Genomic DNA, 24,631 nt, shown 5'->3' with positions numbered 1-24,631 from the left:
ATGAATGAAATAATCATTAAAGGGGCCAGAGCGCATAACTTAAAAAATATTGATGTTACGATACCTCGTAATCAATTAGTAGTTGTAACTGGTTTATCTGGATCAGGTAAGTCATCTCTAGCATTTGATACGATTTATGCAGAAGGTCAACGCAGATATGTAGAATCATTATCTGCGTATGCTCGTCAATTTTTAGGTCAAATGGATAAACCTGATGTTGATTCAATCGAAGGACTTTCACCTGCGATTTCAATTGATCAAAAAACGACTAGCCGAAATCCTCGTTCGACAGTTGGTACTGTAACAGAGATCTACGACTATTTGCGACTTCTTTATGCTCGTATTGGAACGCCGATTTGTCCAAATCATGGGATCGAAATTACTTCTCAAACAGTTGAACAAATGGTAGATCGTGTAATGGAGTATCCTGAACGAACGAAAATTCAAGTGCTTGCTCCGGTGGTGTCTGGTCGTAAAGGTACACATGTAAAAGTATTTGAAGAAATTAAAAAACAAGGGTTTGTGCGCGTTCGTGTTGACGGTGAATTATTTGATGTATCTGATGAAATAGAATTAGAGAAAAATAAGAAGCATTCAATCGAAGTTGTAATTGACCGTATTGTTGTAAAAGATGGTGTAGCATCTCGACTAGCTGATTCTCTTGAAACAGCATTAAAACTAGGAGAAGGTCGAGTTATTATTGATGTAATAGGTGAAGAGGAATTACTTTTTAGTGAACATCATGCATGTCCACTATGTGGATTCTCAATTGGAGAATTAGAACCACGCATGTTTTCGTTTAACAGCCCATTTGGTGCTTGTCATTCATGTGATGGATTAGGAACGAAATTAGAAGTAGATATAAACTTAGTGATCCCAAATGATGAATTAACTCTTAAAGAAAATGCTATAGCACCGTGGGAATCCATTAGCTCGATGTATTATCCGCAATTACTAGAAAGTGTATGTAATCATTACGGGATTGATATGAATATTCCATTTAAAGACATACCAAAAGATCTACAAGATAAAATTCTTTATGGTAGTAATGGCGAACAAATCTATTTTAAATATGATAACGAGCAAGGTCATGTACGTGAAGCAATGATTGAATTTGAAGGGGTAATTTCGAATGTAGAAAGACGTTTTAAAGAAACATCTTCAGATTTTATTCGTGAGCAAATGGAAAAATACATGGCGCAACAACATTGTCCAACTTGTAAAGGGCATCGTCTAAGAAAAGAGGCTCTTGCAGTATTTATTGGTGGCTTGCATGTCGGTGAAGTAACAAAAATGTCAGTTAAAGAAGCGTTTGATTTTTTTGGATCGCTTGATTTAACGCCAAAACAAGAAAAAATTGCAAATCTAATCCTTCGAGAAATTAGAGAGCGTTTAGGCTTTTTAGTAAATGTAGGTTTAGATTATTTAACATTGAACCGAGCTGCAGGTACATTATCTGGTGGAGAAGCTCAAAGGATTCGTTTAGCGACTCAAATTGGTTCGAGATTAACTGGTGTATTATATATTTTGGATGAGCCATCAATTGGATTACACCAACGTGATAATGATCGTTTAATCTCAACATTGTTAAATATGAGAGACATCGGAAATACATTAATTGTTGTAGAACATGATGAAGATACGATGCTAGCAGCGGATTATTTAATTGATATCGGACCGGGAGCTGGTATTCACGGTGGACAGGTCATATCACAAGGAACGCCAAATGAAGTAATGAATGATCAAAATTCATTAACAGGGAAGTACTTATCGGGTGAGAAGTTTATTCCTGTACCGCTTGAGCGTAGAAAAGGCGACGGACGTGAAATTAAAATTGTTGGAGCAAAAGAAAACAATTTAAAAAATGTATCAACTTCATTCCCATTAGGTACATTCGTTGCAGTAACGGGTGTATCAGGATCTGGGAAAAGTACATTAATTAATGAGATTTTATATAAATCATTAGCTCAAAAATTAAATGGATCGAAAGTACGTCCAGGGGAGCATAAAGAAATAAAAGGGATTGAACAATTGGAGAAGGTTATTGATATTGATCAATCACCAATTGGTCGTACTCCTCGTTCAAATCCGGCTACTTATACTGGTGTATTTGATGATATTCGAGATGTATATGCCGCTACGAATGAGTCAAAGGTTCGCGGTTATAAGAAAGGTCGTTTTAGCTTCAACGTTAAAGGTGGTAGATGTGAAGCATGTCGAGGCGATGGAATAATAAAAATCGAAATGCATTTCTTACCTGATGTTTACGTACCATGTGAGGTTTGTCATGGTAAACGATATAATCGAGAAACTTTAGAAGTTAAGTATAAAGATAAATCGATCTCTGAAGTTTTAGATATGACAGTTGAGGATGCAGTTTCATTCTTTGAAAATATTCCTAAGATAAAACGTAAACTTCAAACGTTAAATGATGTAGGTTTAGGTTATATTACATTAGGACAACCTGCTACGACTTTATCTGGCGGAGAAGCACAACGTGTAAAACTAGCTTCCGAGCTTCATAAACGTACGAATGGAAGAACTTTATATATATTAGATGAACCTACTACAGGGCTTCATGTTGATGATATTGCTCGATTATTAGTTGTTTTACAAAGACTAGTAGATAATGGAGATACTGTTCTTGTAATTGAACATAACTTAGACGTTATTAAAGCAGCCGACCATCTAATCGATTTAGGACCAGAAGGTGGAGACAAAGGTGGTACGATCGTAGCAACTGGTACACCAGAGAAGCTATGTAAAGTTGAAGCATCTCATACAGGAAAGTATTTAAAAGCAGTATTAGAACGTGACAAAGCTAGAATGGAAAAAAGATTAGCAGTGATGGAATCTTAATGTGAAAGAGTAGTTGATTGAAACGAAAAGGGTGCTCAACTCCAGTTGAACTAGCTGGATAGCAAGCATTCTGAAACGGAAATCAACTATTCTTCTTTTTCTTTGTCAGAATGTTGATCTATAAAACGGTCAATACTGTAGTGGAAATCAAGCTCACTAAACTCCTTTTACGAAAATTTGGTCATTAATTGACAAGTAGGACTTAATGACATCCTTAGTACCTTTTACTTGAAAAGTAGTCCACATTTCTTTAATGTTTTAACATAGAATAAATAATGAAATAGAAAAATTAGTAATGATAAAAAAATGAGGGCGTATCGATAGAGAGGAGATTTTTGTGAAAAAACTATATCGATCTTCTAAAGATTCTATGCTTGCAGGTGTTTGTGGTGGATTAGGTAAGTATTTTAATTTGGACAGTACATTAATCCGTTTACTGTTTGTAATATTATTCTTCGTAGGATTTGGGGCACTTCTATTTGTGTATTTAATTTGGATATTTGTTGTTCCAGAAGAAGGTGACGTGAAATAAATGAGATGGTTAGTTTCATTAGCTATTAATAGCTTAGTATTTATTGTAGTTGCAGGATTTCTGCAACCTGATTTTTATGTAAAAAATATTCCAACGGCTATCATTGCTGCGTTGGTGTTATCAATCTTAAATACAATTATTCGCCCAATCTTAATTTTAATCACTTTACCTGTAACCATTTTTACAATGGGATTATTCCTGTTTATTATTAATGCATTTACGCTAGAAATTACTGATTATTTATTAGGGGATGCCTTACGAGTAAATGGATTTGGAACTGCCATTATCGCATCGATTCTAATTAGTACATTCAGTATGTTAATTCAATATTTTGTGTTTGGTTCAAAGGACAAAAAAAAGCATAGTCATCGGTAGAAAAAGAGGAGTCTCTTAAGTTAAAGTACTTTTGAGAGTCTCTTTTTTTGTTTTTTAGATTAATGGGATTTGCGAACATTATGTGAACTCCGTTGTTATCTAACTGATGCTAAAACTGATTGGAGTTACTTAATATCGTGAGAAATTCACTTTTACATTAATGATTTTTAATCGTTTTAGCGTAGTTAGTGACTTGTCGACATTTTCCCACAAAGTTTAAAAATGGTACAATATGAGTGATAATACATAATTATTAATCCTTAGGAGGCTTGTATGGCTAAATTACGTACAAAGAATTTAGTTGAGTATTTTAAATTAGAGGTCATTAGTGGAAGTGCGGGTTTGAATCGTTCGATTAACACGACTGACTTATCTCGCCCAGGTATAGAGGTTGCAGGTTTTTTTACATACTATCCATCTGATCGAGTACAATTATTAGGGAAAACAGAATTAACTTTTTATCATAGCTTAACTGACGAAGAAAAACATAATCGATTAAGAAAACTTTGTGCAGATGATACGCCTTGTATTATCGTGACACGTGGTTTAGAAATTCCATCCGAATTAATTGAAGCGGGTGAAGAAACTGGCGTACCTATTTTACTCTCAAACAGTAAGACAACTAAAATGTATAGTAGACTTACGAGTTATTTAGAGGCTAAACTTGCTCCAACTACAGCATTACACGGTGTACTAGTAGATATTTATGGTGTCGGTGTATTAATTACTGGTAAAAGTGGAGTAGGTAAAAGTGAAACGGCTCTAGAGTTAGTAAAACGTGGTCATCGATTAGTAGCAGATGATTCAGTAGAGATTCGTCAAACTGATGAGGATACGCTGATTGGTTCATCACCAGAATTAATTGAGCATTTATTAGAAATTCGTGGATTAGGAATTATTAATGTAATGACTCTTTTCGGAGCAGGATCTGTACGTAATTACAAACGTATTACGTTGAACATTGATTTAGAGACTTGGGACTCCCAAAAGGTTTACGACCGAGTTGGCTTAGACGATGAAAAACTTAAAATATTAGATACAGATATTTCGAAAATCACATTGCCTGTTCGACCAGGTCGAAATTTAGCTGTTATTATTGAAGTAGCAGCGATGAATTTCCGTTTGAAAAATATGGGTGTAAATGCTGCTCAGCAATTTGCAGATCGTTTAGAGAAAGTAATTCAAGGCGGTAATAATGTTAGTGATTTAATTTAATGAAAAAGTGGGGAAATTGAAATGGAGTCAAATATTCAGCCATTAGATAAAGTATTTTTACACTTAGGTCCTCTTTCAATAAAGTGGTATGGGGTATTGATCGGTTTAGGTGTTGTATTAGGTTTATGGTTGGCAATTCGTGAAAGTAAACGACGTGGAATACCTGATGATACATTTTTGGATCTTATTTTAGTAGCTCTACCCTCAGCAATTATAGGGGCTAGAATTTATTATGTGCTCTTTGAGTGGAGCTATTATTCTAAGCATGTTAGTGAAATTCCGGCCATTTGGCATGGAGGATTAGCTATTCACGGTGGTTTAATTGGAGCATTTATTGCTAGTTACTTCTTTTCAAAGAAAAGAGGCATTTCATTTTGGAAGCTTGCAGATATTGCAGCACCAAGTATTTTAGTAGGCCAAATGCTTGGACGTTGGGGAAACTTCATGAACCAAGAGGCTCATGGTGGACCAGTAACTAGATCATTTTTAGAAAGTCTTCATCTACCTACTTGGATCATTAATCAAATGTATATTGATGGAACATATTATCATCCAACGTTTTTATATGAATCCTTATGGAGTTTGTTAGGGATTATTTTCTTACTAATTTTAAGAAGAGTGAATCTAAGACGTGGTGAAATGATTTTAACTTATTTAATTTGGTACTCAGTTGGTCGTTTCTTTATTGAAGGACTAAGAACAGATAGTTTAATGTTAACAAGTACAATTAGAATGGCTCAATTTATTTCAGTCGTAATTATCATACTATCTATTATCATTCTTGTTTATCGTAGAGTTAAAGGGTTATCGAATGAGCGTTATTTAGACGCATAAGTTTGTAAAACAGGAGTGGGGAGCACGTTGGAAACTTTAAAGAGAGGGTTACTAGTTGGTTTACAAACTTCTTGGAAAATAGGGAAAATAATTTTCCCTATTTCTTTCATTTTAACGATTATTAAAGAAACTGCACTAATGGACTGGTTTGTTAATATTCTTGAACCATTAATGAGTTTTATCGGTTTAAAGGGAGATGCAGCATTAGTATTAGTTTTAGGAAATGTTTTAAATCTATATGCAGCCCTTGGAGCAATGCTACCGATGGATTTGACTGTTAAGGAGGCATTGATCCTTGCAGTTATGTTAAGTTTTTCTCATAATCTATTTGTTGAAACGACAGTAGCTACTGCTGTAGGAGTTCGAGCATCTTTTGTTGTTTTAGTAAGGATTGGATTTGCTATTATATCTGCTATTTGTATTCATTTCTTTTGGTCTGGTGGAACGGAAATTGTTCATAAAGGCATTACTGTTGCAGAAAGCGTTAACCAGTCAGGATGGGATGTCGTTTATAATGCCATCATCTCGTCATTAATTGGTATTTTAAACCTTATTAAAATTGTTTTTCCATTAATGCTAGTTATTCAAATTGCAAAAGATTTTGGGTGGATGAATTATATAACAAAAGCATTATCTCCATTTACTAAATTAATCGGTGTTGAAGCAAAAGCTGGAGTTACATTAGCTGCGGGATTGTTTTTTGGATTAGCTTTTGGAGCTGGTGTTATGATTCAATCGGTTAAAGAAGATGGTGTTTCGAAACGAGATTTATACCTCGTTTTCTTATTTTTAGTAGCTTGTCATGCTGTAGTTGAAGATACACTTCTCTTTATTCCTTTAGGGATTCCAGTTTTATACTTATTTTTAATTCGTTTCTTTGTCGCATTAGTTGTTACTTGTATAGTTGCAAGAATCGTAGGAAGAGTAGGTAGAAAAACTGAATCAAGTTTAAAAGCTGAAGTGAAATAGAAAGGAATGTCTTATGAAAATAAATACGATCCTATTTGATTTAGATGGTACTTTAATCAATACAAATGAATTAATTATTGCTTCATTCTTGCATACTTTGAATAAATATTATCCTGAACAATATAAACGTGAACATGTTATACCTTTTATGGGTCCAACTTTAACTGAATCATTTTCTACGGTAGATGCAGAAAGAGTTGACGAGTTCATCTCGGAATATCGTAGTTTTAATATGGAGATGCATGATGAGTTTGTCGAGGAGTATGAAACGGTTTATGAGACGATTGAAACTTTACACAAATTAGGATATAAAATTGGGATTGTCACAACAAAGGCACGAAATGTTGTTGAAATGGGCTTAAGTTTTAGTCGATTAAAGCAATTCTTTGATACTGTTATCACAATTGATGACGTGCAAAATGCAAAACCACATCCAGAACCGATTCAATTAGCTTTAAAAAAATTAAATTCTATTCCTGAAGAGAGTATAATGGTGGGCGATAATTACCATGATATTGAAGGTGGTCGAAATGCTGGAACGAAAACAGCAGGTGTTGCTTGGTCACTAAAAGGTAAAGAATTTTTAGCAACTTTTAAACCTGATTTTATGCTTGAAAAAATGAGTGATCTGTTACCAATTTTAGGAATTGATGAGAATTGAGGAAAACGAAACGCTACCTAATTGAAGGTGAAAATTCACTTTGGCAAGTCTACAAGACTGTTTCGTTTTGGAAAACATTTCGAAATACGATTGTCATTGAAATAGCTCGTTATATCCCTTTCTTTAGACTAAAAAACTGGATGTATAGGAATCTCATTGGAATGAAAGTAGGAAAGTATGCAGCGTTTGCATTTAAAGTAACGCCTGATTTAATGTTTCCGGAATTAATTTCAGTAGGTAAGAATTCGATTATCGGCTATAATACAACAATCTTAGCGCATGAATATTTAATTAATGAATATCGATTAGGAGAAGTCATTATTGGTAATAATGTGTTAGTTGGTGCAAATACGACAATCCTGCCGGGTGTCACAATAGGCGATGGTGCGAAAGTTTCAGCTGCAACACTAGTCAACAAGGATGTTCCAGCTGGTGCATTCGTTGGAGGTAATCCGATGGTAATTATTTCATTACCTCAATCTGAAACTACTATTTAAAAAGTGGTTTTCAATATTTTTTGTTTCGGTTAAAATAATAATTTGACAACTTATTTAGATAATGTGGAAATTGTACGTTCGTCTAAAATTCTTATAATTTGGACGGCGACTATTTCCTCTTTTTATGTGATATACTGTGATAAGCTTGAAAAACTGGAGGATCGAATGTCTGAAAATTTGGGGAATCAAACAAATCAATTTCATAATGTCGTTTCGTTCTCGTTACCGAAAGATTATTTCTATGAAAAAGGGATGAAAGCTTATAATAGTAACGATTCTGAGCAAGCGATTTATTATTTAAAAAAAGCTGCTGAAAATGAAGAAAATCAAACAGTTCTTATAGATATTTCTAGAAAGCTTTTATCATTACATCAATATCAAACTACAATAACAATTTTAGAATATATTTTAGATAAATTTCCAACAAATGAGGATGTATATTATTTATTAGCATTTGCATTTTTTGAATTAGGATTATTCCAAAAAGCTAATTTGTATGCTCAAAAGTATTTAGAAATTGGCACAGATGAAGAGCAATTAGAAGAACTAGAAGACTATTTAGATATTATTCATAGTGAAGAAGATGATGATTTAAGTATTAATGATGATTTATTAGTGCTTCAAGAGCGAGTTACAAGCTATTTGGCAAATCATGATTGGAAATCTGCTAAAACAACTTTACTTACTATTGTTGATAAGTATCAAGAATTTTGGCCAGCTTATAATAACTTAGCTTTAGTAGAGCTTCATTTAGGTAATCCTGAGGAAGCTGAAAGAGTATTACAATATGTTTTAGAACAAAATCCAGGTAATTTATCAGCCTTAATTCATTTAACAATGCTAAAAAGAATATTAAATGAACAAGAAATTGCTCTGCAATATCTTGAAGGCTTATCAAATATTGTTCCAATCTCTGAAGAGCACCGTCACAAGCTTGGCGTACTTTTCTATCAGTTCAAGAAGTATGAAGAAGCTTATAAGTTATTTAATTTACTTTATATGGAAAGACCAGATCGAGAAATACAGTTTTATTATATGTTCTGTGATGCAGCTTATCAATCTGGAAGAATTGAAACGGCCGAGCGTATTTGGAATTTTGAAATGACAAGTGAATTTGATGATCATCAGGAATTGGCTCCATGGGCTGAAAAAAAACATTCATCAAATGAAATCGAACAATTAATGGCTGAAACAGAGTACCAAGCAAAATACTCCAATTCGAATAGTGAGAGATGGGGATTAATCTATTTTATGAAGGAATATTATTATGAACAAAAATTCAGTTCAATCCTTCAAGATTTAAATCCATTAGAAAATATTGGTCTTGATGAACAATTAGAACAAGTACTTCTAAATAATATGTGTTATCTAGAGCCTCATCCGTCACTGAATATTGCGATTAACGGAGCAAAGAAAGTACAGACGACTTGGGAAGAAGATTATATAATACTACGTAATCATCTTCAATTATGGTTTTTCGCTATATGTGAACTTACATTAAAATATAAAGAATTACCTGTAAATGAAGATGTTTTATTAGCTGCTACACATTATCTTGTTGAAAATGAAGTGAAACGTGTATCACAAAAGAAAATTGCAGCAAACTATAATATCTCTACCTATTTATTAAATAAAGGCATTAACGCCATTCGAAGCTTGTTTTAATACCAGATGGTGTTAATGCAAGCTTTCTTTATTTCTCATTAAGGTAAGTATAAATTGGCAGCAAGGTTGTACTCGATGTGGTAGCCGATTCTAGAATTAAGTATAGGTGCAACTACGCCTCTGACTTCGCCTTAATGGCTCGTCAGTCGAAGAGTATTCTTTATCATGAGCATATGATTTGTTGTTTTATGTCATCACGTATTAGGATAGTGATAGTTAATGAAGTAGGGCAATTAGCCATTTAAGTACAAGGAGTGATTAAGAAATGGAAGAAAAAATTTATGATGTTATTATCATTGGAGCTGGTCCTGCAGGGATGACTGCAGCTGTATATACATCTCGTGCAAATCTTTCTACATTAATGATGGAACGTGGTATTCCAGGTGGACAGATGGCAAATACTGAAGAAATTGAAAACTACCCAGGTTTTGATAGTATTTTAGGTCCAGATTTATCAAATAAAATGTTTGATCATGCGAAAAAATTTGGTGCTGAATACGCTTATGGTGACATTAAAGAAATTATCGACGGTAAAGAATATAAAACAATCATTGCTGGTAAAAAAGAATACAAAGCACGCGCAATTATTATTTCAACTGGTGCAGAATACAAAAAAATTGGTGTTCCAGGTGAGCAAGAGCTTGGCGGACGTGGTGTATCTTACTGTGCAGTTTGTGATGGAGCATTCTTTAAGGATAAAGAATTAGTTGTTATAGGTGGCGGAGATTCAGCAGTAGAAGAAGGCGTATATTTAACTCGATATGCTTCTAAAGTTACAATCGTTCACCGTAGAGATCAATTACGAGCTCAAAAAATTCTTCAAGACCGTGCATTTGCAAATGAAAAAATTTCATTTGTTTGGAATTCAACAATTAAAGAAGTTAACGGAACTGATGGTAAAGTAAGTAGCGTAACGCTTGTAGATACTCAAAATGGTGAAGAATCTGAATTTAAAACAGATGGCGTATTTATCTATATTGGAATGCTTCCATTAACAAAACCATTCTTAAGTTTAGGTATTACAAATGAAAATGGATATATCGAAACAAATGATGTGATGGAAACAAGAGTACCAGGTATTTTTGCAGCTGGTGATGTTCGTGAAAAAACTTTACGTCAAGTTGTAACAGCTACTGGAGACGGAAGTATTGCTGCTCAAGCAGTACAACATTATATTGAAGAATTAAAAGAAGAATTATCTAAAACTAACTAATCTTGATTAGAAACAATAAATTGAAATATAATATTAAGTTTTAGAATTGCGAACGAAATTGTAATATTCTGAAACTTATATGTAATTAGGGTGTAACTCTCTTGAAATATAGTTACTGTAATATAGACAATAACCAGAGAGCCCCCTAATATATATAGGAACATGGATATGCGCTTGTCCATGTTCCCTTTTTTTGTGCACTAAAGTATAAATTTGCAGCGACAAAGAAGGACCGGGCGCAGTAACAATTAATTATAAATGTAACTACGCCTTTAGTCTTCACGATAAAGCGCGTAAATCAGGTGAGTTTTCTTTATTTGTCTCCGAAAGTGATCGATTTTGTTCCCTCAACCGTAGTTCGAACCCACAAGATTTTTTCCTTTAGCCAGGATCTTTCAACCCTAATTCCCACTCTTAACAAGTTGTTGTCTGACTAGTTTAACGGTATAATATAGATTGGGCAGTTTCAACCAACTGCAAGTCCAAATTGTAAGTGAGGTATAAGAAATGCAAAGAGTTACACATTGTGTTTTGGTAAATGAAAATAATATCCTCTTGCTACAAAAACCTAGAAGAAACTGGTGGGTTGCACCCGGCGGTAAGATGGAGCCAGGTGAAAACATTAGAGAAGCAGTTGTTCGTGAATATCGTGAAGAAACAGGTGTTTACTTAAAAAACCCTAAATTAAAAGGTGTTTTTACAATTATTATAGAAGAAGATGCTAAGGTAGTGAATGAATGGATGATGTTTTCATTTTTGGCTACTGAGTTTGACGGCGAAAATCAAGATGAGTGTGAAGAAGGAATTCTTCGCTGGCATACAATAGATGAAGTGAAAAATCTTCCTATGGCAGCAGGTGACTATCATATTATTGATTATTTACTAAAGGGTAAAGAAATTTTACATGGTACCTTTGTCTATACACCGGATTTTGAATTATTAAGATATCGTTTAAATCCTAGTTAACCTAAATTATAGAAAGGGTTGAGTTAAATGCCTACAAAATCACATGTAAAAATGGTTATTATAACTGGAATGTCAGGTGCTGGAAAGACTGTCGTTGTTCAAGCGTTAGAAGATATCGGTTATTTCTGTGTCGATAATCTTCCTCCTGCTCTACTTCCAAAATTTGTAGAGCTATTAAAGGACCCGGATCACAATACAACAGATAAAGTTGCTCTTGTTATGGATTTACGAGGAAGAGAATTTTTTGATCAGTTAGGAAATTCGCTAGATCAATTAATGTCTACTCCTTCAATCATCCCTCAAATTTTATTTTTAGATGCAACGAATGCTGCGCTCGTTACTCGATACAAAGAAACTCGTCGCTCACATCCACTTTCTCCAACGAGTTCTCCATTAAAAGGAATTGAGTTGGAACGTACTCTTTTAGCCGAGGTAAAAGGGCGTGCACAATTAATTTATGATACTTCAGATTTAAAGCCTAAAATATTACGAGAAAAAATAATTGGACAATTTAGAGAAAATGAACAAGAAGGTTTTTCAGTAAATATTCAGTCATTCGGTTTTAAGTACGGAATACCGATTGATGCGGATTTAGTATTTGACGTACGATTTTTACCAAACCCATTTTATATTGAATCAATGCGTCCTTTAACTGGCTTAGATGAAGAAGTTTCGTCTTATGTTCTTAAATTTAATGAGACAACCGAATTTATGCTGAAATTAATTGATTTAATTAGTTTCATGTTACCTCAATATAAAAGAGAAGGTAAACGACAACTTATCATTGCGATCGGATGTACGGGTGGACAGCATCGCTCTGTTACTTTAGCGGAGTATTTAGCTAACTACTATAAGGATCAATACGATACGAATGTTAGTCATCGGGACGTTGAAAAAAGGAGTCATAAGTAATGGTTAGTCAACGTTCGAAAATAGTAATAATTGGAGGCGGAACAGGACTATCAGTTTTAGTTCGTGGGTTGAAAAAACATCCCGTTGATATTACCGCTATCGTTACAGTCGCAGATGATGGTGGTAGCTCTGGACGATTACGTGACGAGTTAAAAATTCCACCGCCTGGTGATGTACGAAATGTACTTGCCGCGTTATCAGATGTGGAACCGATGTTGGAAGAATTATTCCAGCATCGATTTGCAACATCTGGAGACCTTTCTGGACATTCTCTAGGTAATTTAATGCTAAGTGCAATGACTGCGATTACAGGTGATTTTTACCGTGCAATCATTGAAATGAGAAGGGTATTAAATGTTAGAGGGAAAGTTATACCAGCAGCTAATCAAAGTGTCGTATTAAAAGCTGAATTAGAAGATGGCACAATTGTTTCAGGTGAATCAAAAATTCCTTATTCGGGTAAGAAGATTAAAAGAGTATTTTTAGCACCAGCAAATGTTGAGCCTTTAAAAGAGGCGCTTGATGAAATTAATCGTGCTGACTTAATTGTAATTGGACCTGGCAGTTTATATACGAGTATTCTTCCTAATCTATTAGTTACTAAAATTGGGAAGGCTGTTGTTAATTCAAAAGCTAAAAAAGTATATGTATGTAATGTGATGACTCAAGCGGGTGAAACTTTGCATTATACAGCTAGTGATCATGTAAGGGCTCTATACCAGCATTTAGACTCAAGTTTTATCGATACAATTATTGTAAATGAAGGCACAATGCCTAAGAATATTTTAGAACTTTATAAGGAAGAACATGCTCAACAAGTAAAACTAGATATAAATGAGCTTGAATCTTTAGATCTAGAAATTGTTCATAAGTCGATCGTTAAATATGATGATAATGTGATTAGGCATGATACAGTAAAGTTGGCTGAAATCTTATGTGATCTAATTCCGACAAAAATAAAAGAATAATGAAAAAATATATAGAGCTAGAAGGAGGGGGTGATTCAAATGTCCTTTGCATCAGAAACGAAAAAAGAATTAACAACGATTGAGATCAAAGATTGTTGTTCAAAATCTGAGCTATCCTCTTTAATTCGAATGAACGGTTCATTATCAATTGCGAATCGCCAATTTATTGTAGATGTAGTTACTGAAAATGCCGCAATTGCTAGAAGGATATATGTATTAATTAAACGTGTTTATGATGTGGACGTTGAATTACTCGTTCGTAAAAAAATGCGTCTTAAAAAGAACAATGTATATATTGTTCGAATAAAAGAAGAAGCGAAACATATTTTAAATGATCTTTATATAACAGGTGAAGGATTTACCTTTACGAATGAAATAGCGAAAGAGCTAATTGCTAAGAAATGTTGTAAACGTTCCTATTTAAGAGGTGCTTTTCTAGCTGGTGGTTCGGTAAATAATCCAGAGACTTCTTCATATCATTTAGAAATTTTTTCACTATATAAAGAGCATACAGAAGAAATTTGTCGTCTAATGAATGAGTTCGGATTAAATGCTAAAACACTGGAGAGACGTAAAGGCTATATTACGTACTTAAAGGAAGCAGAAAAAATTACTGAGTTTTTAAATGTTGTTGGTGCACATTCAGCTTTATTAAGGTTTGAAGATATCCGCATCGTAAGAGATATGAGAAACAGTGTTAATCGTCTAGTAAATTGTGAAACTGCGAACTTAAATAAAACGATCAGTGCAGCCTTTAGGCAAATAGAAAATATACGTTATATCCAAAGTTCAGTTGGTTTAGATATATTACCGCCAAAGCTACGTGAAATTGCAGAACTTCGAGTAGCATATGAGGATGTAACATTAAAAGAGTTAGGTGAAATGGTATCTAGCGGTGCAATTAGTAAATCAGGAATCAATCATCGACTACGTAAAATTGATGAAATAGCTGATAAACTAAGAGCGGGAGAACCAATAAAAATAAAATAAAAGTTAAGAGGGTAGAAAAAAATGATTGAGAAAAAAGGGAGAGTACTATTAGAAACTGGAATACAGGCTCGTCCAGCAGCACAATTTGTTCAAGTTGCTACGAGATTTCGTTCAGAAGTATTATTAGCTTACAAAGGTAAACAAGTAAACGTTAAGAGTATTATGGGTGTTATGAGTCTTGCTGTACCTCATGGAGAAGAAATTGTAATTACTGTTACTGGCGACGATGAAGTTGAAGCGATGGAAGCCGTAATGGACTTTATCGGAGAAGAAATTTAATGTAATTGGACATTCACAAGTTGGATGTCCAATTTTTTTCTATAAAAAAACTAGCCGAAAAATTACGGCTAGTTTTTTATTATTATTTAATAGCTGCAGTATTAGAAATTACTTTATCAATTAAACCGTATTCTAATGCACGGTCTGCAGTCATAAAGTTATCGCGCTCTGTATCACGCTCGATCGTATCTAATGGTTGACCAGTACGATCTGCAAGAATTTTGTTTAATTTATCACGTAAGAACAAGATTCGCTTAGCTGCAATTTCGATTTCAGTAGCTTGACCTTGAGCACCACCTAATGGTTGGTGAATCATAACTTCTGCATTTGGAAGAGCATATCTCTTTCCTTTTTCCCCAGCAGATAATAAGAACGCACCCATTGAAGCCGCCATACCAATACAAATTGTAGATACTTGAGGCTTAATAAAGTTCATCGTATCATAAATAGCCATACCAGCAGTAATACTTCCTCCTGGACTATTTATGTATAATGAAATATCCTTTTCTGGATCTTCTGCTGCTAAAAATAAAAGTTGTGAAACAATTGAGTTAGCTACGTTATCATCGATTGCGCTACCTAACATGATGATGCGGTCTTTTAATAGACGAGAGTATATATCATACGCACGCTCACCACGACTTGTTTGTTCAATAACTGTAGGAATTAAATTCATTTTTTCTCCTCCTTGTTTAAAACAAATGAATGATTAATACAATAATACCTTTAAGGTCAGAAAAGGTCAAATAAAAGAGATGCTATATTTAATGTATTATTTAAACTAAAAAATATTGACCTTTTATAACATATCTATTTATCTAATACTTCAACATCATTAACGACTTTTCCTATTATTAAACGTAACTTTATGTAGTTTTTCTTTTGATTAGTTAAAAAACTAATAACATAATGTTTGGGGGATAATCTTGTTTGAAAAACAGATCCTTGTTAAATTACCAAATTTTCGTAAAGGGAGTAGAGTGATGTTGATCTCCACTACAGGATGCTCGCTTTCCANNGCCTCCTCGGCAAGCCTGCGGGGTCTCAGCCTTCCCGCTTATCCCATAGGAGTCGAGCATCCCTCCGTTCGAATCAACAAGTTCATCAGAAAAAGTTTACGATAACAAGCTAATATAATATCCTTTCCTTAGTGTAAAATAATAGTTTATTAATCAGTTTGTATTTCAGTTAAGATCGAACATGAATCAAAGTGCATCTTCTTATTTTTCCTACTCAAAAAGAAACCTAAATCATTGCGGTCAGAACATTCTAACGATATAATAAAAAACATAAGATTTTCTAAAAATCTCTTTCTAGACATTTCATATTTCTTAATCTTTTTTTAAAACATAACTCAGTGGATAGAGCACGAATGAATATGCTCCCATGAAACTACTTCAAGCGCACTTGCCGAGCCGCTACTTGCAATTACATACTGAGGCAAGGGTGGGACAGAGTAAACATATTTGTGGTGAAATACCAATCGAGCTGCTCCTTGCAATTACCTACTGAGATTGGGGCGACAGATAAGATATACTTATTTTAACTTTATATTAATATGCGTTCGTAGCTCAGTGGATAGAGCAACGGTTTCCGGTACCGTGTGTCGCAGGTTCGAATCCTGTCGAGCGCGCTAAAAGAAAAAACCGAGTGATAAGATCTGAAAATAACAGACATATCGCTCGGTTTTTATTTTTCCTCCGATAACCCTGAATCTGACCCCTAAATCCTACCTTTACCCTACAACTAAAGATGTACTAAAACTCCATCCAATGAAGAATGGGTTCCCTTAACTTAAAATCATATATTTAAAGTAAATAAAGGGAGGTCATTCAAATGGATATGAATTCTTGGTTTCTTGAAGAAATGGCTCAAATCAATAAAGATGAAAAAGAAAGAGAATTAAAATTTAAAGAAACCTATAAACTGTACTCAACATGTAAAAAGAAAAAATATTGCATCGACTTAAAAATCATTAAATTCTGTTTCTAATCAAGAGAAGTTTAAAATCATTTTTTAAAATAGAGTCGAGTAATATTATCGATTATTTTTGCTCCTTCTATTTATTTCCTCTATCCTTTTTCCTAAATATATGATATATTACTCTTTGCGATGAGCTAATTTGAGTAAGACGAGAGATATGCGCAAGCTAAACGCGCGGATGTGGCCGCCCGGTCTCTCGCCTCAAACGCATCAAGACGTCTGCTGCGGCAGGCGTCTTTCTTTTTGTCCATTCCTTTGTGTATAATAGTACATATTAAAATTGAAGGGAATGTTTTTGTGTTAACGATTGCAGAATACACTGTAGAAGAAATAAAAGATCCATTTGGTATCATTGAAGGTGATCGATATGAGTTTATTCTTTATATCAATGTACCAGAGGATGATGAATTATTTAATGAAAAAGGTATATACATAAAAGTGCTTTTTGGAGTAAATGGTGAAGAGTCGAAATTAATTAAATATGACTTGTATGAAGCTGAGTCTAATCAGTATTTAGATTTTGATTTGGAAGAAGATGAAGAAAAAGAAGTATTTGAATTTTGTAAAACTCATTTAACAGTTGAAGATTAATATTAATGTGTTGTTGAATGACACACTTTAGTTTAGGGAATCGTTTAGATTGAGTAATTTGGCAACACACTATTTTGTGATTGTAAACACAGTACCAATTGAGCTTACACACTGATAAAACACTAATATTTTGAATAAATGTTTTGTCTTGAGAACCTTGATTTATCAAGGTTTTTTTGTTGTGTTTTTAAATAGAAAGATTTTTTAGAATATTGGCACAGAATTTGCAATATTTAAATTGATTCAAAACTTGTCCTTGTAACGCGTAATTCTTTTGTCATTATTTGTAAAAATGTAAGCGTTTCATCGGCGAGGAAAATTGAGGAGGTGTAGGATGAAGATCTTATTGGTATGTTCTGCAGGAATGTCGACTAGTCTACTTGTTACAAAAATGGAACAAGCAGCTAAGGCAAAAGGAATTGAGGCAACAATATGGGCTGTTGCTGGTGATGAGGCAAAAGAAAATTTAGTCAAAGCGGATGTATTACTTCTTGGTCCTCAGGTTCGTTATCTAGTCTCAGAAATGAAAAAACTAGCTGAACCTAAAGGGATACCAGTAGATACGATTAATCCAGTGCATTATGGATTGATGAATGGTGAAGCTGTTCTGGAAATGGCTTTAAATTTGAAAAAATAAAACGGGGAATTAAAAATCTAGAGAGAAAAGAAGGTGTATTGGAATGATGCGTTTTGCTGAAAAGTATATAATGCCTGCCGCAGCGAAGTTTGGTAATCAACGTCATTTATTAGCGATTCGTGATGCGTTAATTGGAATGATTGCCATTACGATGATTGGAGCTTTTGCTGTACTTATTAATAATTTAGGTGGCGCAATCCACGGCTACGATAAAATGATGGAAACAGTCTTTGGTGCAAACTGGAAAACACTAGGCAGTGATATTTGGTGGGGAACATTTGCATTTATGACAGTATTTGCCGTAGTAGGGATCGCGCATAGATTAGCTCGTTCTTATGGTGATGAAGGTTTTGAAGCAATGCTTGTTGCATTAGCGTGTTACTTTGTACTTGTTCCACAATCATTAGCTGCAGTATCTGTTACGTTAAATGGTGGTAAGACAGCTACAGGTGGAACTTGGGGATTTATTAGTTGGAATTCATTAAACTCAACGGCTTTATTTACAGGAATTATCGTTGCAATTATTGCGACTGAAATTTTTGTACGTTTAGCTAGAGTGAAACAATTAGTTATTAAATTACCAGATGGCGTTCCACCAGCAGTATCAAAAGCATTTGCAAAGTTGTTACCAGGTATGTTAACAATCTTTATCGTTGCATTAATTGGCTTATTGTTCAGATTATACATTTCAAACGGCGTATTCTTTAATGAGTGGTTAAATTCAGTTCTTGTAAAACCGTTAACTGATGCAGCCGATTCATTAGGATTTGCAGTTGCGATTGCATTCTTTGTACATTTCTTCTGGGCACTTGGATTACATGGTCCAAATATTTTAGGGGGGATTACAACTCCTTTATTAACAACTCTAGGTAACCATAACATCGATTTATATGCAAAAGGTGTGACAGATCTAGATAAGTATTCAGTCTTAGCAGGGCCATTCTTAGATGCATTCGTATATATGGGTGGATCAGGTACTACAATCGGTTTGCTTGTAGCAATGTTCTTTGTTAACCGTAAACGTCATAAACAGATGATTGCTTTAGGAACACCTCCAGGATTATTTAATATTAATGAACCAATTATTTTCGGTTTACCAATCGTGTTAAACCCAGTATGGTTAATACCATTTATCTGTACTCCAATTGTTTTAACTATTATTTCGTATTTAGCTGTTCAATCACATATTGTTTTCCCAGTTGTTTCTACAATCCCTTGGGTAACTCCACCAGTAATAGGTGGCTATTTAGCAACAGGTGGTCATTGGAGCGGTGCAGTTTTATCGCTTGTAAACGTAGTGATTTCAATCGTTATTTATTTACCGTTCGTTGTAGTAGCAGAAAGAATGGAAGCTAGAAAATCAACAGAAACGACAAGTAGTAATTCATTAAATGTATAATAGAATGTGAAGGAGAAGAGTGCAAATGCCTACCGACACAAATAATGAACAAATTGCATTTCAGCTTATATTACATTCCGGTAATGCTAAGAGTTTATTAATGGAAGCAATGTATAAAGCTCGTGATGGAGAGTTCGAGGAAGCTCGTAGAAAAGTAAACGAGGCAAATGCCGAACTTAGGCTGGCTCATCATTCACAAACTTCACTTATACAAAGTGAAGCAGGAGGGCAACAATACAAAATTAATATTCTTTTAGTACATGCACAGGATCATTTAATGAACACTTTAACAACAAGAGATTTAGTAGAAGAAATTATTTATTTACATGAGAAAATTTGACTCTAATTATTGATAAAAAAGGTGGTGTAGATTAATTCTACATCACTTTTTTTTATAGATCACATAGAACAAAATGTATAATTTAAGTAAGAATCGAAGAGTGTTTTAAAACACTACAATAAAGTACATATAAATCACGACACACTAACAGGATAATAACACACTATAACAATTTAAGAAGATTGACGAACAAACTTTAACACACTAGATGTTTTAAGTTACTTTCCTCTTAAAGTAAAGAAAAAAGATTTTATAATGATGAGTCCTTATAGGACAAGGTTTCAATGAGTAAATGATTTATTTTTGAAAATGTCAGAAAAAGTTGGCACGCCATTTGCTAGATAAAGAGTGTACAAAATAAATAAATAAATAAATTTGTAGATGCTACATGGGACTGTTTCTTACTTTCAAACAAACCTGTAAGCGCTACACTAATTCTAATACTGGAGGAATAAAAATGAATATTTTATTAGCTTGTTCAGCAGGAATGTCTACTAGTTTACTAGTAACTAAAATGGAGGATGCAGCAAAAGCAAAAGGGATTGAAGTGAAGATTTGGGCAGTTTCGGGTGATGCTGCAAAAGAAAACTTAGATAAAGCAGATGTTCTTTTATTAGGACCACAAGTACGTTATTTAGCTGCTGAAATGAAAAAAGTTGCCGAGCCAAAAGGGATACCAGTTGATGTAATCAATCCAGTACATTATGGACTTATGAATGGTGAAGCTGTTTTAGAGTTAGCACTTAGTTTAAAAAAATAGTCATGTACGTTGTATACATTTTAAACAAAAGGGAGTCTTAAAAATGATGAATTTTGTAGATAGATATATAATGCCAGCTGCAGCAAAGTTCGGTAACCAACGTCATTTATTAGCAATACGCGATGCGTTAATCGGGATGATTGCCATTACAATGGTCGGTTCATTTGCAGTTTTATTTAATAATTTAGGTGGAGCGATCAAAGGTTACGACAAAATGATGGAAGCTCTTTTTGGAGTGAACTGGAAGACATTAGGTGGAGACATTTGGTGGGGAACATTCGCATTTATGACTGTTTTTGCAGTTGTAGGGATTGCTTATAAATTGGCACGTTCTTATGGTGATGAAGGATTTGAAGCAATGCTTGTCGCATTAGCGTCATATTTTGTACTAGTGCCACAATCATTAAACACTGTAACGGTTACATTAGAAAATGGAAAAACAGCTACTGGTAGTGTTTGGGGATTAGTGAACTCTACTTATACTAATTCAACTGCACTATTTACTGGAATAATCGTTGCAATTGTTGCAACAGAAATTTTTGTTCGCTTATCAAGAATAAAGCAATTAGTTATTAAATTACCAGATGGTGTACCACCAGCAGTTTCCAAAGCATTTGCAAAGCTATTACCAGGTATGCTAACAATCTTTGTGATCGCGATTGTTGGATTGTTATTCAGATTATATTTATCGGATGGAGTATATTTTAATGATTGGTTAAGCTCAGTACTTGTTAAGCCATTAACGAATGCTGCAGACTCTTTACCGTTTGCAATCGGTATAGCATTCTTTATTCATTTCTTCTGGATGCTTGGCTTACATGGACCAAATATACTAGGTGGAATTACGACACCATTATTTACAGCTTTAGGAAATGAAAATATTGATTTAGCAGCAAAAGGTGTTACTAAGTGGAGTGAATACAATGTAATGGCTGGCCAGTTCTTTGATGCATTTGTATTCTTAGGTGGATCAGGTGCTACGTTAGGGTTAATCATTTCAATGATATTAATAAATCGAAAACGTAATAAACAAATGATTGGATTAGGTGGGGCACCAGGTTTATTCCAAATTAATGAACCAGTCCTTTTCGGATTGCCAATCGTGTTAAATCCAATGTGGTTAATTCCATTCATTGGTACACCAATTATCTTAACAGTTATTTCATATTTAGCGATTTCTTTAGGTATGGTTCACCCAGTAACTACGAATATTCCATGGGTAACACCACCAATTTTAGGTGGCTGGTTGATTACAGGGGGACATTGGACAGGTGCAGCCTTAGCAGCATTTAACTTAGTGATCTCAGTGGTCATCTATTTACCTTTCGTTGCATTACAAAGACGAATGGAATCTAAAAAAATAAGAGAAGCAGCAAATAATCAAAGTGCTGCAATGTAATGCAGTTTGAGGAGGATACGAAATGAGTACTTTAACGACAATTGAGCAAACAGCATTCCAATTAATCTTACACGCAGGAAACGCAAAAAGCTCATTAATGGAAGGTATGCAGGCTGCTCGAGCGGGTAATTTAGAAGAAGCAAATAGTAAGATTGAAGAAGCAAAGAAAGAATTAAATCTTGCGCATCAGGCACAAACTTCATTAATTCAAGGTGAAGCACGTGGAGAGAATGTTGAATTAAGTATCTTATTAATTCATGCTCAAGATCATTTAATGAATGCATTAACGATGAGAGATTTAGTAGCAGAAATAATTTTCCTACACGAAAAATTAAATAAATAAGAGAAAATAGAAAAGTAGTTTTCTAGAATGACCGGGCTACTTTTCTCCTATCATATAGAAGGAGTGAAGAAAATGAGAAACGGTATTAAAATAGCAACAATTGGTGGCGGTTCAAGTTATACTCCAGAATTAGTTGAAGGATTTATTAAACGTTATGATGAACTACCTGTAAGAGAGTTATGGTTAGTGGACATTGAAGAAGGTAGAGAGAAACTTGAAATCGTTGGAAACCTTGCGAAAAGAATGGTAGAAAAAGCAGGAGTACCAATGGAAATTCATTTAACACTTGATCGACGTACTGCTCTTAAAGATGCTGATTTTGTTACGACACAATTTCGTGTAGGCTTACTTGAAGCTCGTATGAAGGATGAGCGTATTCCTTTAAAATATGGGGTAATTGGTCAAGAAACAAATGGTCCAGGTGGTCTGTTTAAAGCACTTCGTACAATTCCGGTTATTTTAGATATCGTTAAGGATATTGAAGAGCTTTGTCCAAATGCTTGGCTCGTAAACTTTACGAATCCTACGGGGATTTTAACAGAAGCGATTTTAAGATACACAAATTTCCGTAAAGTAGTAGGTTTATGTAATGTACCAATTCATATTCACATGAACATTGCAAAAGGTCTAGGGGTAGAAGCTGAGCGTGTGCATATTGATTTTATGGGATTAAATCATATGGTTTACGGAACGAAAGTATTATTAGATGGTGAAGATGTAACAAGTCGTGTTGTAAGTGAATTTGCACGCCCTGTTGAAAGTATGACGATGCAAAATATTAAGGCAATGGATTGGAATCCTGATTTTATTGAAGCACTTGGAGCGATTCCATGTCCGTATCATCGCTACTACTATCAAACGAAAGTAATGCTAGAGGAAGAGCTTGAAGCAGCGAAAAAAGATGGTACGCGTGCTGAAGTTGTAAAAAAATTAGAAGAATCATTATTTGAATTATATAAAGATCCTAATTTAAATAGTAAGCCACCACAATTAGAAAAACGCGGTGGAGCTTATTATAGTGATGCTGCATGCCGATTAATTTCATCTCTATATAACAATAAAGGTGATATCCAACCTGTTAACACAATGAATAATGGTGCTATTGCATCAATTCCAGATGATTGTGCTGTTGAAGTAAGTGCCGTTATTACAAAAGATGGTCCAAAACCACTTACAATGGGTGATTTGCCGGTTGCAGTACGCGGTTTAGTTCAACAAATTAAATCATTCGAACGTGTTGCTGCAGAAGCTGGCGTAACTGGTGATTATAAAACAGCATTACTTGCTATGTGCATTAACCCACTAGTTGGATCTGATAATTTAGCAAAACAAATTCTAGATGAAATGTTAGAGGCTCACAAAGAGCATTTACCTCAATTCTTCAAAAACGAAAAAGTGGCAGCAAATTAACGATTAAAAAGAGGGATGTAGCTCGAATGAAAGAGTGCATCCCTTTTTATCATACTAAAAAAAGGGGAATGAATGATGACAAAGCTTATTGTAAATGCAGATGATTTCGGCTATTCAAAAGGTGTAAATTATGGCATTATTGAAGCACATTTGAATGGAATAGTGAACTCCGCGACTATGATGATGAATATGTATGCTGTGGAGCATGGAATTGAATTAGCAAAATTACATCCTACATTAGGATTAGGTGTACATCTTGTATTAACAGCGGGCAAACCATTATTAACTGGTCTACAAACAATCGTAGATCAAAATGGGGATTTCCTTAAAAATAGTTATTGGTATGACAATCCAGTTATTAATGTTGACGAAGTTGAAAAAGAATGGGATGCTCAAATTCAAAAGTTTCTTTCTTATGGATTGAATCCTTCGCATCTAGATAGTCATCACCATGTACACATGATTCCAATTCTACACCCAGTAATTGCAAAGTTATCTCAAAAGTATAATCTTCCAGTCCGAATTTCTCCAAAGAGCCAAATAGACGGAATCACACCTTTTACGGATCAATTGTTAACCGATTTTTATGGTAGTGATATTCCTATAAACTATTTTGAGACAATAGAAGACAGAATAAATAATCGTATTGAGTCAGTAGAGGTAATGGTACATCCTGCATTAATAGATAATTATTTAAAAAATGGTACATCTTATTGCTTTGAGAGATTAACAGAACTAGATATCTTAACGAACTCAAAACTTCCTGAGGGAGTAGAGTTAGTAAAGTATTAATATAGAGTAAAAAGCCAAAAGCCAGTTCCTTCATCGAAGTAA

General features: G+C 34.3%; 26 protein-coding genes and 1 tRNA gene. 26 read left to right on the top strand and 1 reads right to left on the bottom strand.

All coding sequences use genetic code 11. The features are described from left to right. The 15 genes from uvrA (at position 1) to COJ46_RS06945 (ending at position 14,935) form a co-directional block, all read left to right on the top strand. Positions 1 to 2,859 (top strand): excinuclease ABC subunit UvrA, encoded by a 2,859-nt coding sequence (gene uvrA, locus COJ46_RS07015; RefSeq protein WP_097973597.1) that lies wholly within the window; start codon positions 1 to 3, stop codon positions 2,857 to 2,859. A 337-nt stretch (positions 2,860 to 3,196) separates the two neighbouring features. Further along, entirely contained in the window at positions 3,197 to 3,391 is a 195-nt protein-coding gene (locus COJ46_RS24420) for a PspC domain-containing protein (RefSeq protein WP_025568734.1), read from the top strand. Then, positions 3,392 to 3,766, top strand: coding sequence for a phage holin family protein (locus tag COJ46_RS07005; protein ID WP_097973554.1), 375 nt, complete (start codon positions 3,392 to 3,394; stop codon positions 3,764 to 3,766). A 273-nt stretch (positions 3,767 to 4,039) separates the two neighbouring features. After that, entirely contained in the window at positions 4,040 to 4,981 is a 942-nt protein-coding gene (hprK, locus tag COJ46_RS07000) for an HPr(Ser) kinase/phosphatase (protein WP_097973553.1), read from the top strand. Between the two features lie 21 nt (positions 4,982 to 5,002). Beyond that, complete coding sequence (lgt, locus tag COJ46_RS06995) at positions 5,003 to 5,815, top strand: prolipoprotein diacylglyceryl transferase (RefSeq protein ID WP_097973551.1); 813 nt, start codon at positions 5,003 to 5,005, stop codon at positions 5,813 to 5,815. 27 nt (positions 5,816 to 5,842) lie between these two features. Continuing rightward, positions 5,843 to 6,784, top strand: a complete 942-nt coding sequence (locus tag COJ46_RS06990) for a nucleoside recognition domain-containing protein (RefSeq protein ID WP_097973549.1) — start codon at positions 5,843 to 5,845, stop codon at positions 6,782 to 6,784. A 13-nt stretch (positions 6,785 to 6,797) separates the two neighbouring features. Then, entirely contained in the window at positions 6,798 to 7,445 is a 648-nt protein-coding gene (gene ppaX, locus COJ46_RS06985) for a pyrophosphatase PpaX (RefSeq protein ID WP_097973547.1), read from the top strand. Beyond that, positions 7,442 to 7,942 carry an acyltransferase gene (locus tag COJ46_RS06980; RefSeq protein ID WP_097973546.1) on the top strand — a complete coding sequence of 167 codons (501 nt, stop codon included), beginning with the start codon at positions 7,442 to 7,444 and terminating at the stop codon, positions 7,940 to 7,942. Before ppaX ends, COJ46_RS06980 begins: the two co-directional genes overlap by 4 nt. Positions 7,943 to 8,107: 165 nt before the next feature. Further along, entirely contained in the window at positions 8,108 to 9,607 is a 1,500-nt protein-coding gene (locus COJ46_RS06975; protein ID WP_097973544.1) for a tetratricopeptide repeat protein, read from the top strand. A 265-nt stretch (positions 9,608 to 9,872) separates the two neighbouring features. Further along, positions 9,873 to 10,820: a thioredoxin-disulfide reductase gene (trxB, locus tag COJ46_RS06970; RefSeq protein WP_097973542.1), complete on the top strand. Its 948-nt coding sequence runs from the start codon at positions 9,873 to 9,875 to the stop codon at positions 10,818 to 10,820. A gap of 507 nt (positions 10,821 to 11,327) precedes the next feature. Next, positions 11,328 to 11,786, top strand: a complete 459-nt coding sequence (locus COJ46_RS06965) for an NUDIX hydrolase (protein WP_097973540.1) — start codon at positions 11,328 to 11,330, stop codon at positions 11,784 to 11,786. A gap of 27 nt (positions 11,787 to 11,813) precedes the next feature. Next, the gene (gene rapZ / locus COJ46_RS06960; RefSeq protein ID WP_097973539.1) at positions 11,814 to 12,698 is read left to right on the top strand and encodes an RNase adapter RapZ; all 885 of its coding nucleotides are present in this window, start codon (positions 11,814 to 11,816) and stop codon (positions 12,696 to 12,698) included. Beyond that, positions 12,698 to 13,666, top strand: coding sequence for a gluconeogenesis factor YvcK family protein (locus COJ46_RS06955; RefSeq protein WP_097973537.1), 969 nt, complete (start codon positions 12,698 to 12,700; stop codon positions 13,664 to 13,666). The genes rapZ and COJ46_RS06955 overlap by 1 nt, the downstream gene beginning before the upstream one ends. Before the next feature lie 39 nt (positions 13,667 to 13,705). Further along, positions 13,706 to 14,656, top strand: a complete 951-nt coding sequence (whiA, locus tag COJ46_RS06950) for a DNA-binding protein WhiA (RefSeq protein WP_097973535.1) — start codon at positions 13,706 to 13,708, stop codon at positions 14,654 to 14,656. Positions 14,657 to 14,677: 21 nt separating this feature from the next. Then, on the top strand, positions 14,678 to 14,935 hold the full coding sequence (locus tag COJ46_RS06945; RefSeq protein ID WP_025568719.1) for an HPr family phosphocarrier protein: 258 nt from the start codon (positions 14,678 to 14,680) through the stop codon (positions 14,933 to 14,935). 82 nt (positions 14,936 to 15,017) lie between these two features. Here the strand turns inward: COJ46_RS06945 and clpP are convergent, their stop codons facing one another. Next, on the bottom strand, positions 15,018 to 15,611 hold the full coding sequence (gene clpP / locus COJ46_RS06940) for an ATP-dependent Clp endopeptidase proteolytic subunit ClpP (protein WP_097973533.1): 594 nt from the start codon (positions 15,609 to 15,611) through the stop codon (positions 15,018 to 15,020). 884 nt (positions 15,612 to 16,495) lie between these two features. Between clpP and COJ46_RS06935 the strand changes: the two genes are divergently transcribed. From COJ46_RS06935 to chbG, 11 genes are all read left to right on the top strand, one after another. Beyond that, positions 16,496 to 16,568, top strand: a tRNA-Arg gene (locus tag COJ46_RS06935). A gap of 203 nt (positions 16,569 to 16,771) precedes the next feature. Further along, on the top strand, positions 16,772 to 16,927 hold the full coding sequence (locus COJ46_RS24415; RefSeq protein ID WP_176522438.1) for a hypothetical protein: 156 nt from the start codon (positions 16,772 to 16,774) through the stop codon (positions 16,925 to 16,927). A gap of 288 nt (positions 16,928 to 17,215) precedes the next feature. After that, entirely contained in the window at positions 17,216 to 17,509 is a 294-nt protein-coding gene (locus COJ46_RS06930; protein WP_097973531.1) for a DUF6509 family protein, read from the top strand. Positions 17,510 to 17,843: 334 nt separating this feature from the next. Beyond that, entirely contained in the window at positions 17,844 to 18,146 is a 303-nt protein-coding gene (locus COJ46_RS06925) for a PTS sugar transporter subunit IIB (protein WP_097973530.1), read from the top strand. Between the two features lie 43 nt (positions 18,147 to 18,189). After that, complete coding sequence (locus tag COJ46_RS06920) at positions 18,190 to 19,545, top strand: PTS sugar transporter subunit IIC (RefSeq protein WP_097973528.1); 1,356 nt, start codon at positions 18,190 to 18,192, stop codon at positions 19,543 to 19,545. A 25-nt stretch (positions 19,546 to 19,570) separates the two neighbouring features. Beyond that, the gene (locus COJ46_RS06915; RefSeq protein ID WP_097973526.1) at positions 19,571 to 19,885 is read left to right on the top strand and encodes a PTS lactose/cellobiose transporter subunit IIA; all 315 of its coding nucleotides are present in this window, start codon (positions 19,571 to 19,573) and stop codon (positions 19,883 to 19,885) included. Positions 19,886 to 20,342: 457 nt separating this feature from the next. Next, positions 20,343 to 20,645 carry a PTS sugar transporter subunit IIB gene (locus COJ46_RS06910; protein WP_097973524.1) on the top strand — a complete coding sequence of 101 codons (303 nt, stop codon included), beginning with the start codon at positions 20,343 to 20,345 and terminating at the stop codon, positions 20,643 to 20,645. A 43-nt stretch (positions 20,646 to 20,688) separates the two neighbouring features. After that, the gene (locus COJ46_RS06905; RefSeq protein ID WP_097973523.1) at positions 20,689 to 22,044 is read left to right on the top strand and encodes a PTS sugar transporter subunit IIC; all 1,356 of its coding nucleotides are present in this window, start codon (positions 20,689 to 20,691) and stop codon (positions 22,042 to 22,044) included. A 22-nt stretch (positions 22,045 to 22,066) separates the two neighbouring features. Further along, the gene (locus COJ46_RS06900; protein ID WP_097973521.1) at positions 22,067 to 22,387 is read left to right on the top strand and encodes a PTS lactose/cellobiose transporter subunit IIA; all 321 of its coding nucleotides are present in this window, start codon (positions 22,067 to 22,069) and stop codon (positions 22,385 to 22,387) included. A gap of 72 nt (positions 22,388 to 22,459) precedes the next feature. After that, positions 22,460 to 23,797: a 6-phospho-beta-glucosidase gene (locus COJ46_RS06895; RefSeq protein WP_097973519.1), complete on the top strand. Its 1,338-nt coding sequence runs from the start codon at positions 22,460 to 22,462 to the stop codon at positions 23,795 to 23,797. A 75-nt stretch (positions 23,798 to 23,872) separates the two neighbouring features. Beyond that, positions 23,873 to 24,589 (top strand): chitin disaccharide deacetylase, encoded by a 717-nt coding sequence (gene chbG / locus COJ46_RS06890; protein ID WP_097973518.1) that lies wholly within the window; start codon positions 23,873 to 23,875, stop codon positions 24,587 to 24,589. Positions 24,590 to 24,631: the final 42 nt, after the last annotated feature.

The sequence above is a fragment of the Bacillus sp. AFS077874 genome (genome assembly GCF_002566505.1).
In the GTDB taxonomy this organism is placed as follows: Bacteria; Bacillota; Bacilli; order Bacillales; family Bacillaceae_G; genus Gottfriedia.
The sequence above is the reverse complement of the archived record's forward strand: the minus strand, read 5'-3'. Positions and strand labels throughout refer to the sequence as shown.

Coding starts and splice junctions, on each gene's coding strand:
- uvrA (WP_097973597.1), top strand. CDS start 1: ATGAATGAAATAATCATTAAAGGGGCCAGAGCGCATAACTTAAAAAAT.
- COJ46_RS07005 (WP_097973554.1), top strand. CDS start 3,392: ATGAGATGGTTAGTTTCATTAGCTATTAATAGCTTAGTATTTATTGTA.
- hprK (WP_097973553.1), top strand. CDS start 4,040: ATGGCTAAATTACGTACAAAGAATTTAGTTGAGTATTTTAAATTAGAG.
- lgt (WP_097973551.1), top strand. CDS start 5,003: ATGGAGTCAAATATTCAGCCATTAGATAAAGTATTTTTACACTTAGGT.
- ppaX (WP_097973547.1), top strand. CDS start 6,798: ATGAAAATAAATACGATCCTATTTGATTTAGATGGTACTTTAATCAAT.
- COJ46_RS06975 (WP_097973544.1), top strand. CDS start 8,108: ATGTCTGAAAATTTGGGGAATCAAACAAATCAATTTCATAATGTCGTT.
- trxB (WP_097973542.1), top strand. CDS start 9,873: ATGGAAGAAAAAATTTATGATGTTATTATCATTGGAGCTGGTCCTGCA.
- COJ46_RS06965 (WP_097973540.1), top strand. CDS start 11,328: ATGCAAAGAGTTACACATTGTGTTTTGGTAAATGAAAATAATATCCTC.
- rapZ (WP_097973539.1), top strand. CDS start 11,814: ATGCCTACAAAATCACATGTAAAAATGGTTATTATAACTGGAATGTCA.
- COJ46_RS06955 (WP_097973537.1), top strand. CDS start 12,698: ATGGTTAGTCAACGTTCGAAAATAGTAATAATTGGAGGCGGAACAGGA.
- whiA (WP_097973535.1), top strand. CDS start 13,706: ATGTCCTTTGCATCAGAAACGAAAAAAGAATTAACAACGATTGAGATC.
- COJ46_RS06945 (WP_025568719.1), top strand. CDS start 14,678: ATGATTGAGAAAAAAGGGAGAGTACTATTAGAAACTGGAATACAGGCT.
- clpP (WP_097973533.1), bottom strand. CDS start 15,611: ATGAATTTAATTCCTACAGTTATTGAACAAACAAGTCGTGGTGAGCGT.
- COJ46_RS24415 (WP_176522438.1), top strand. CDS start 16,772: ATGGATATGAATTCTTGGTTTCTTGAAGAAATGGCTCAAATCAATAAA.
- COJ46_RS06925 (WP_097973530.1), top strand. CDS start 17,844: ATGAAGATCTTATTGGTATGTTCTGCAGGAATGTCGACTAGTCTACTT.
- COJ46_RS06920 (WP_097973528.1), top strand. CDS start 18,190: ATGATGCGTTTTGCTGAAAAGTATATAATGCCTGCCGCAGCGAAGTTT.
- COJ46_RS06915 (WP_097973526.1), top strand. CDS start 19,571: ATGCCTACCGACACAAATAATGAACAAATTGCATTTCAGCTTATATTA.
- COJ46_RS06910 (WP_097973524.1), top strand. CDS start 20,343: ATGAATATTTTATTAGCTTGTTCAGCAGGAATGTCTACTAGTTTACTA.
- COJ46_RS06905 (WP_097973523.1), top strand. CDS start 20,689: ATGATGAATTTTGTAGATAGATATATAATGCCAGCTGCAGCAAAGTTC.
- COJ46_RS06900 (WP_097973521.1), top strand. CDS start 22,067: ATGAGTACTTTAACGACAATTGAGCAAACAGCATTCCAATTAATCTTA.
- COJ46_RS06895 (WP_097973519.1), top strand. CDS start 22,460: ATGAGAAACGGTATTAAAATAGCAACAATTGGTGGCGGTTCAAGTTAT.
- chbG (WP_097973518.1), top strand. CDS start 23,873: ATGACAAAGCTTATTGTAAATGCAGATGATTTCGGCTATTCAAAAGGT.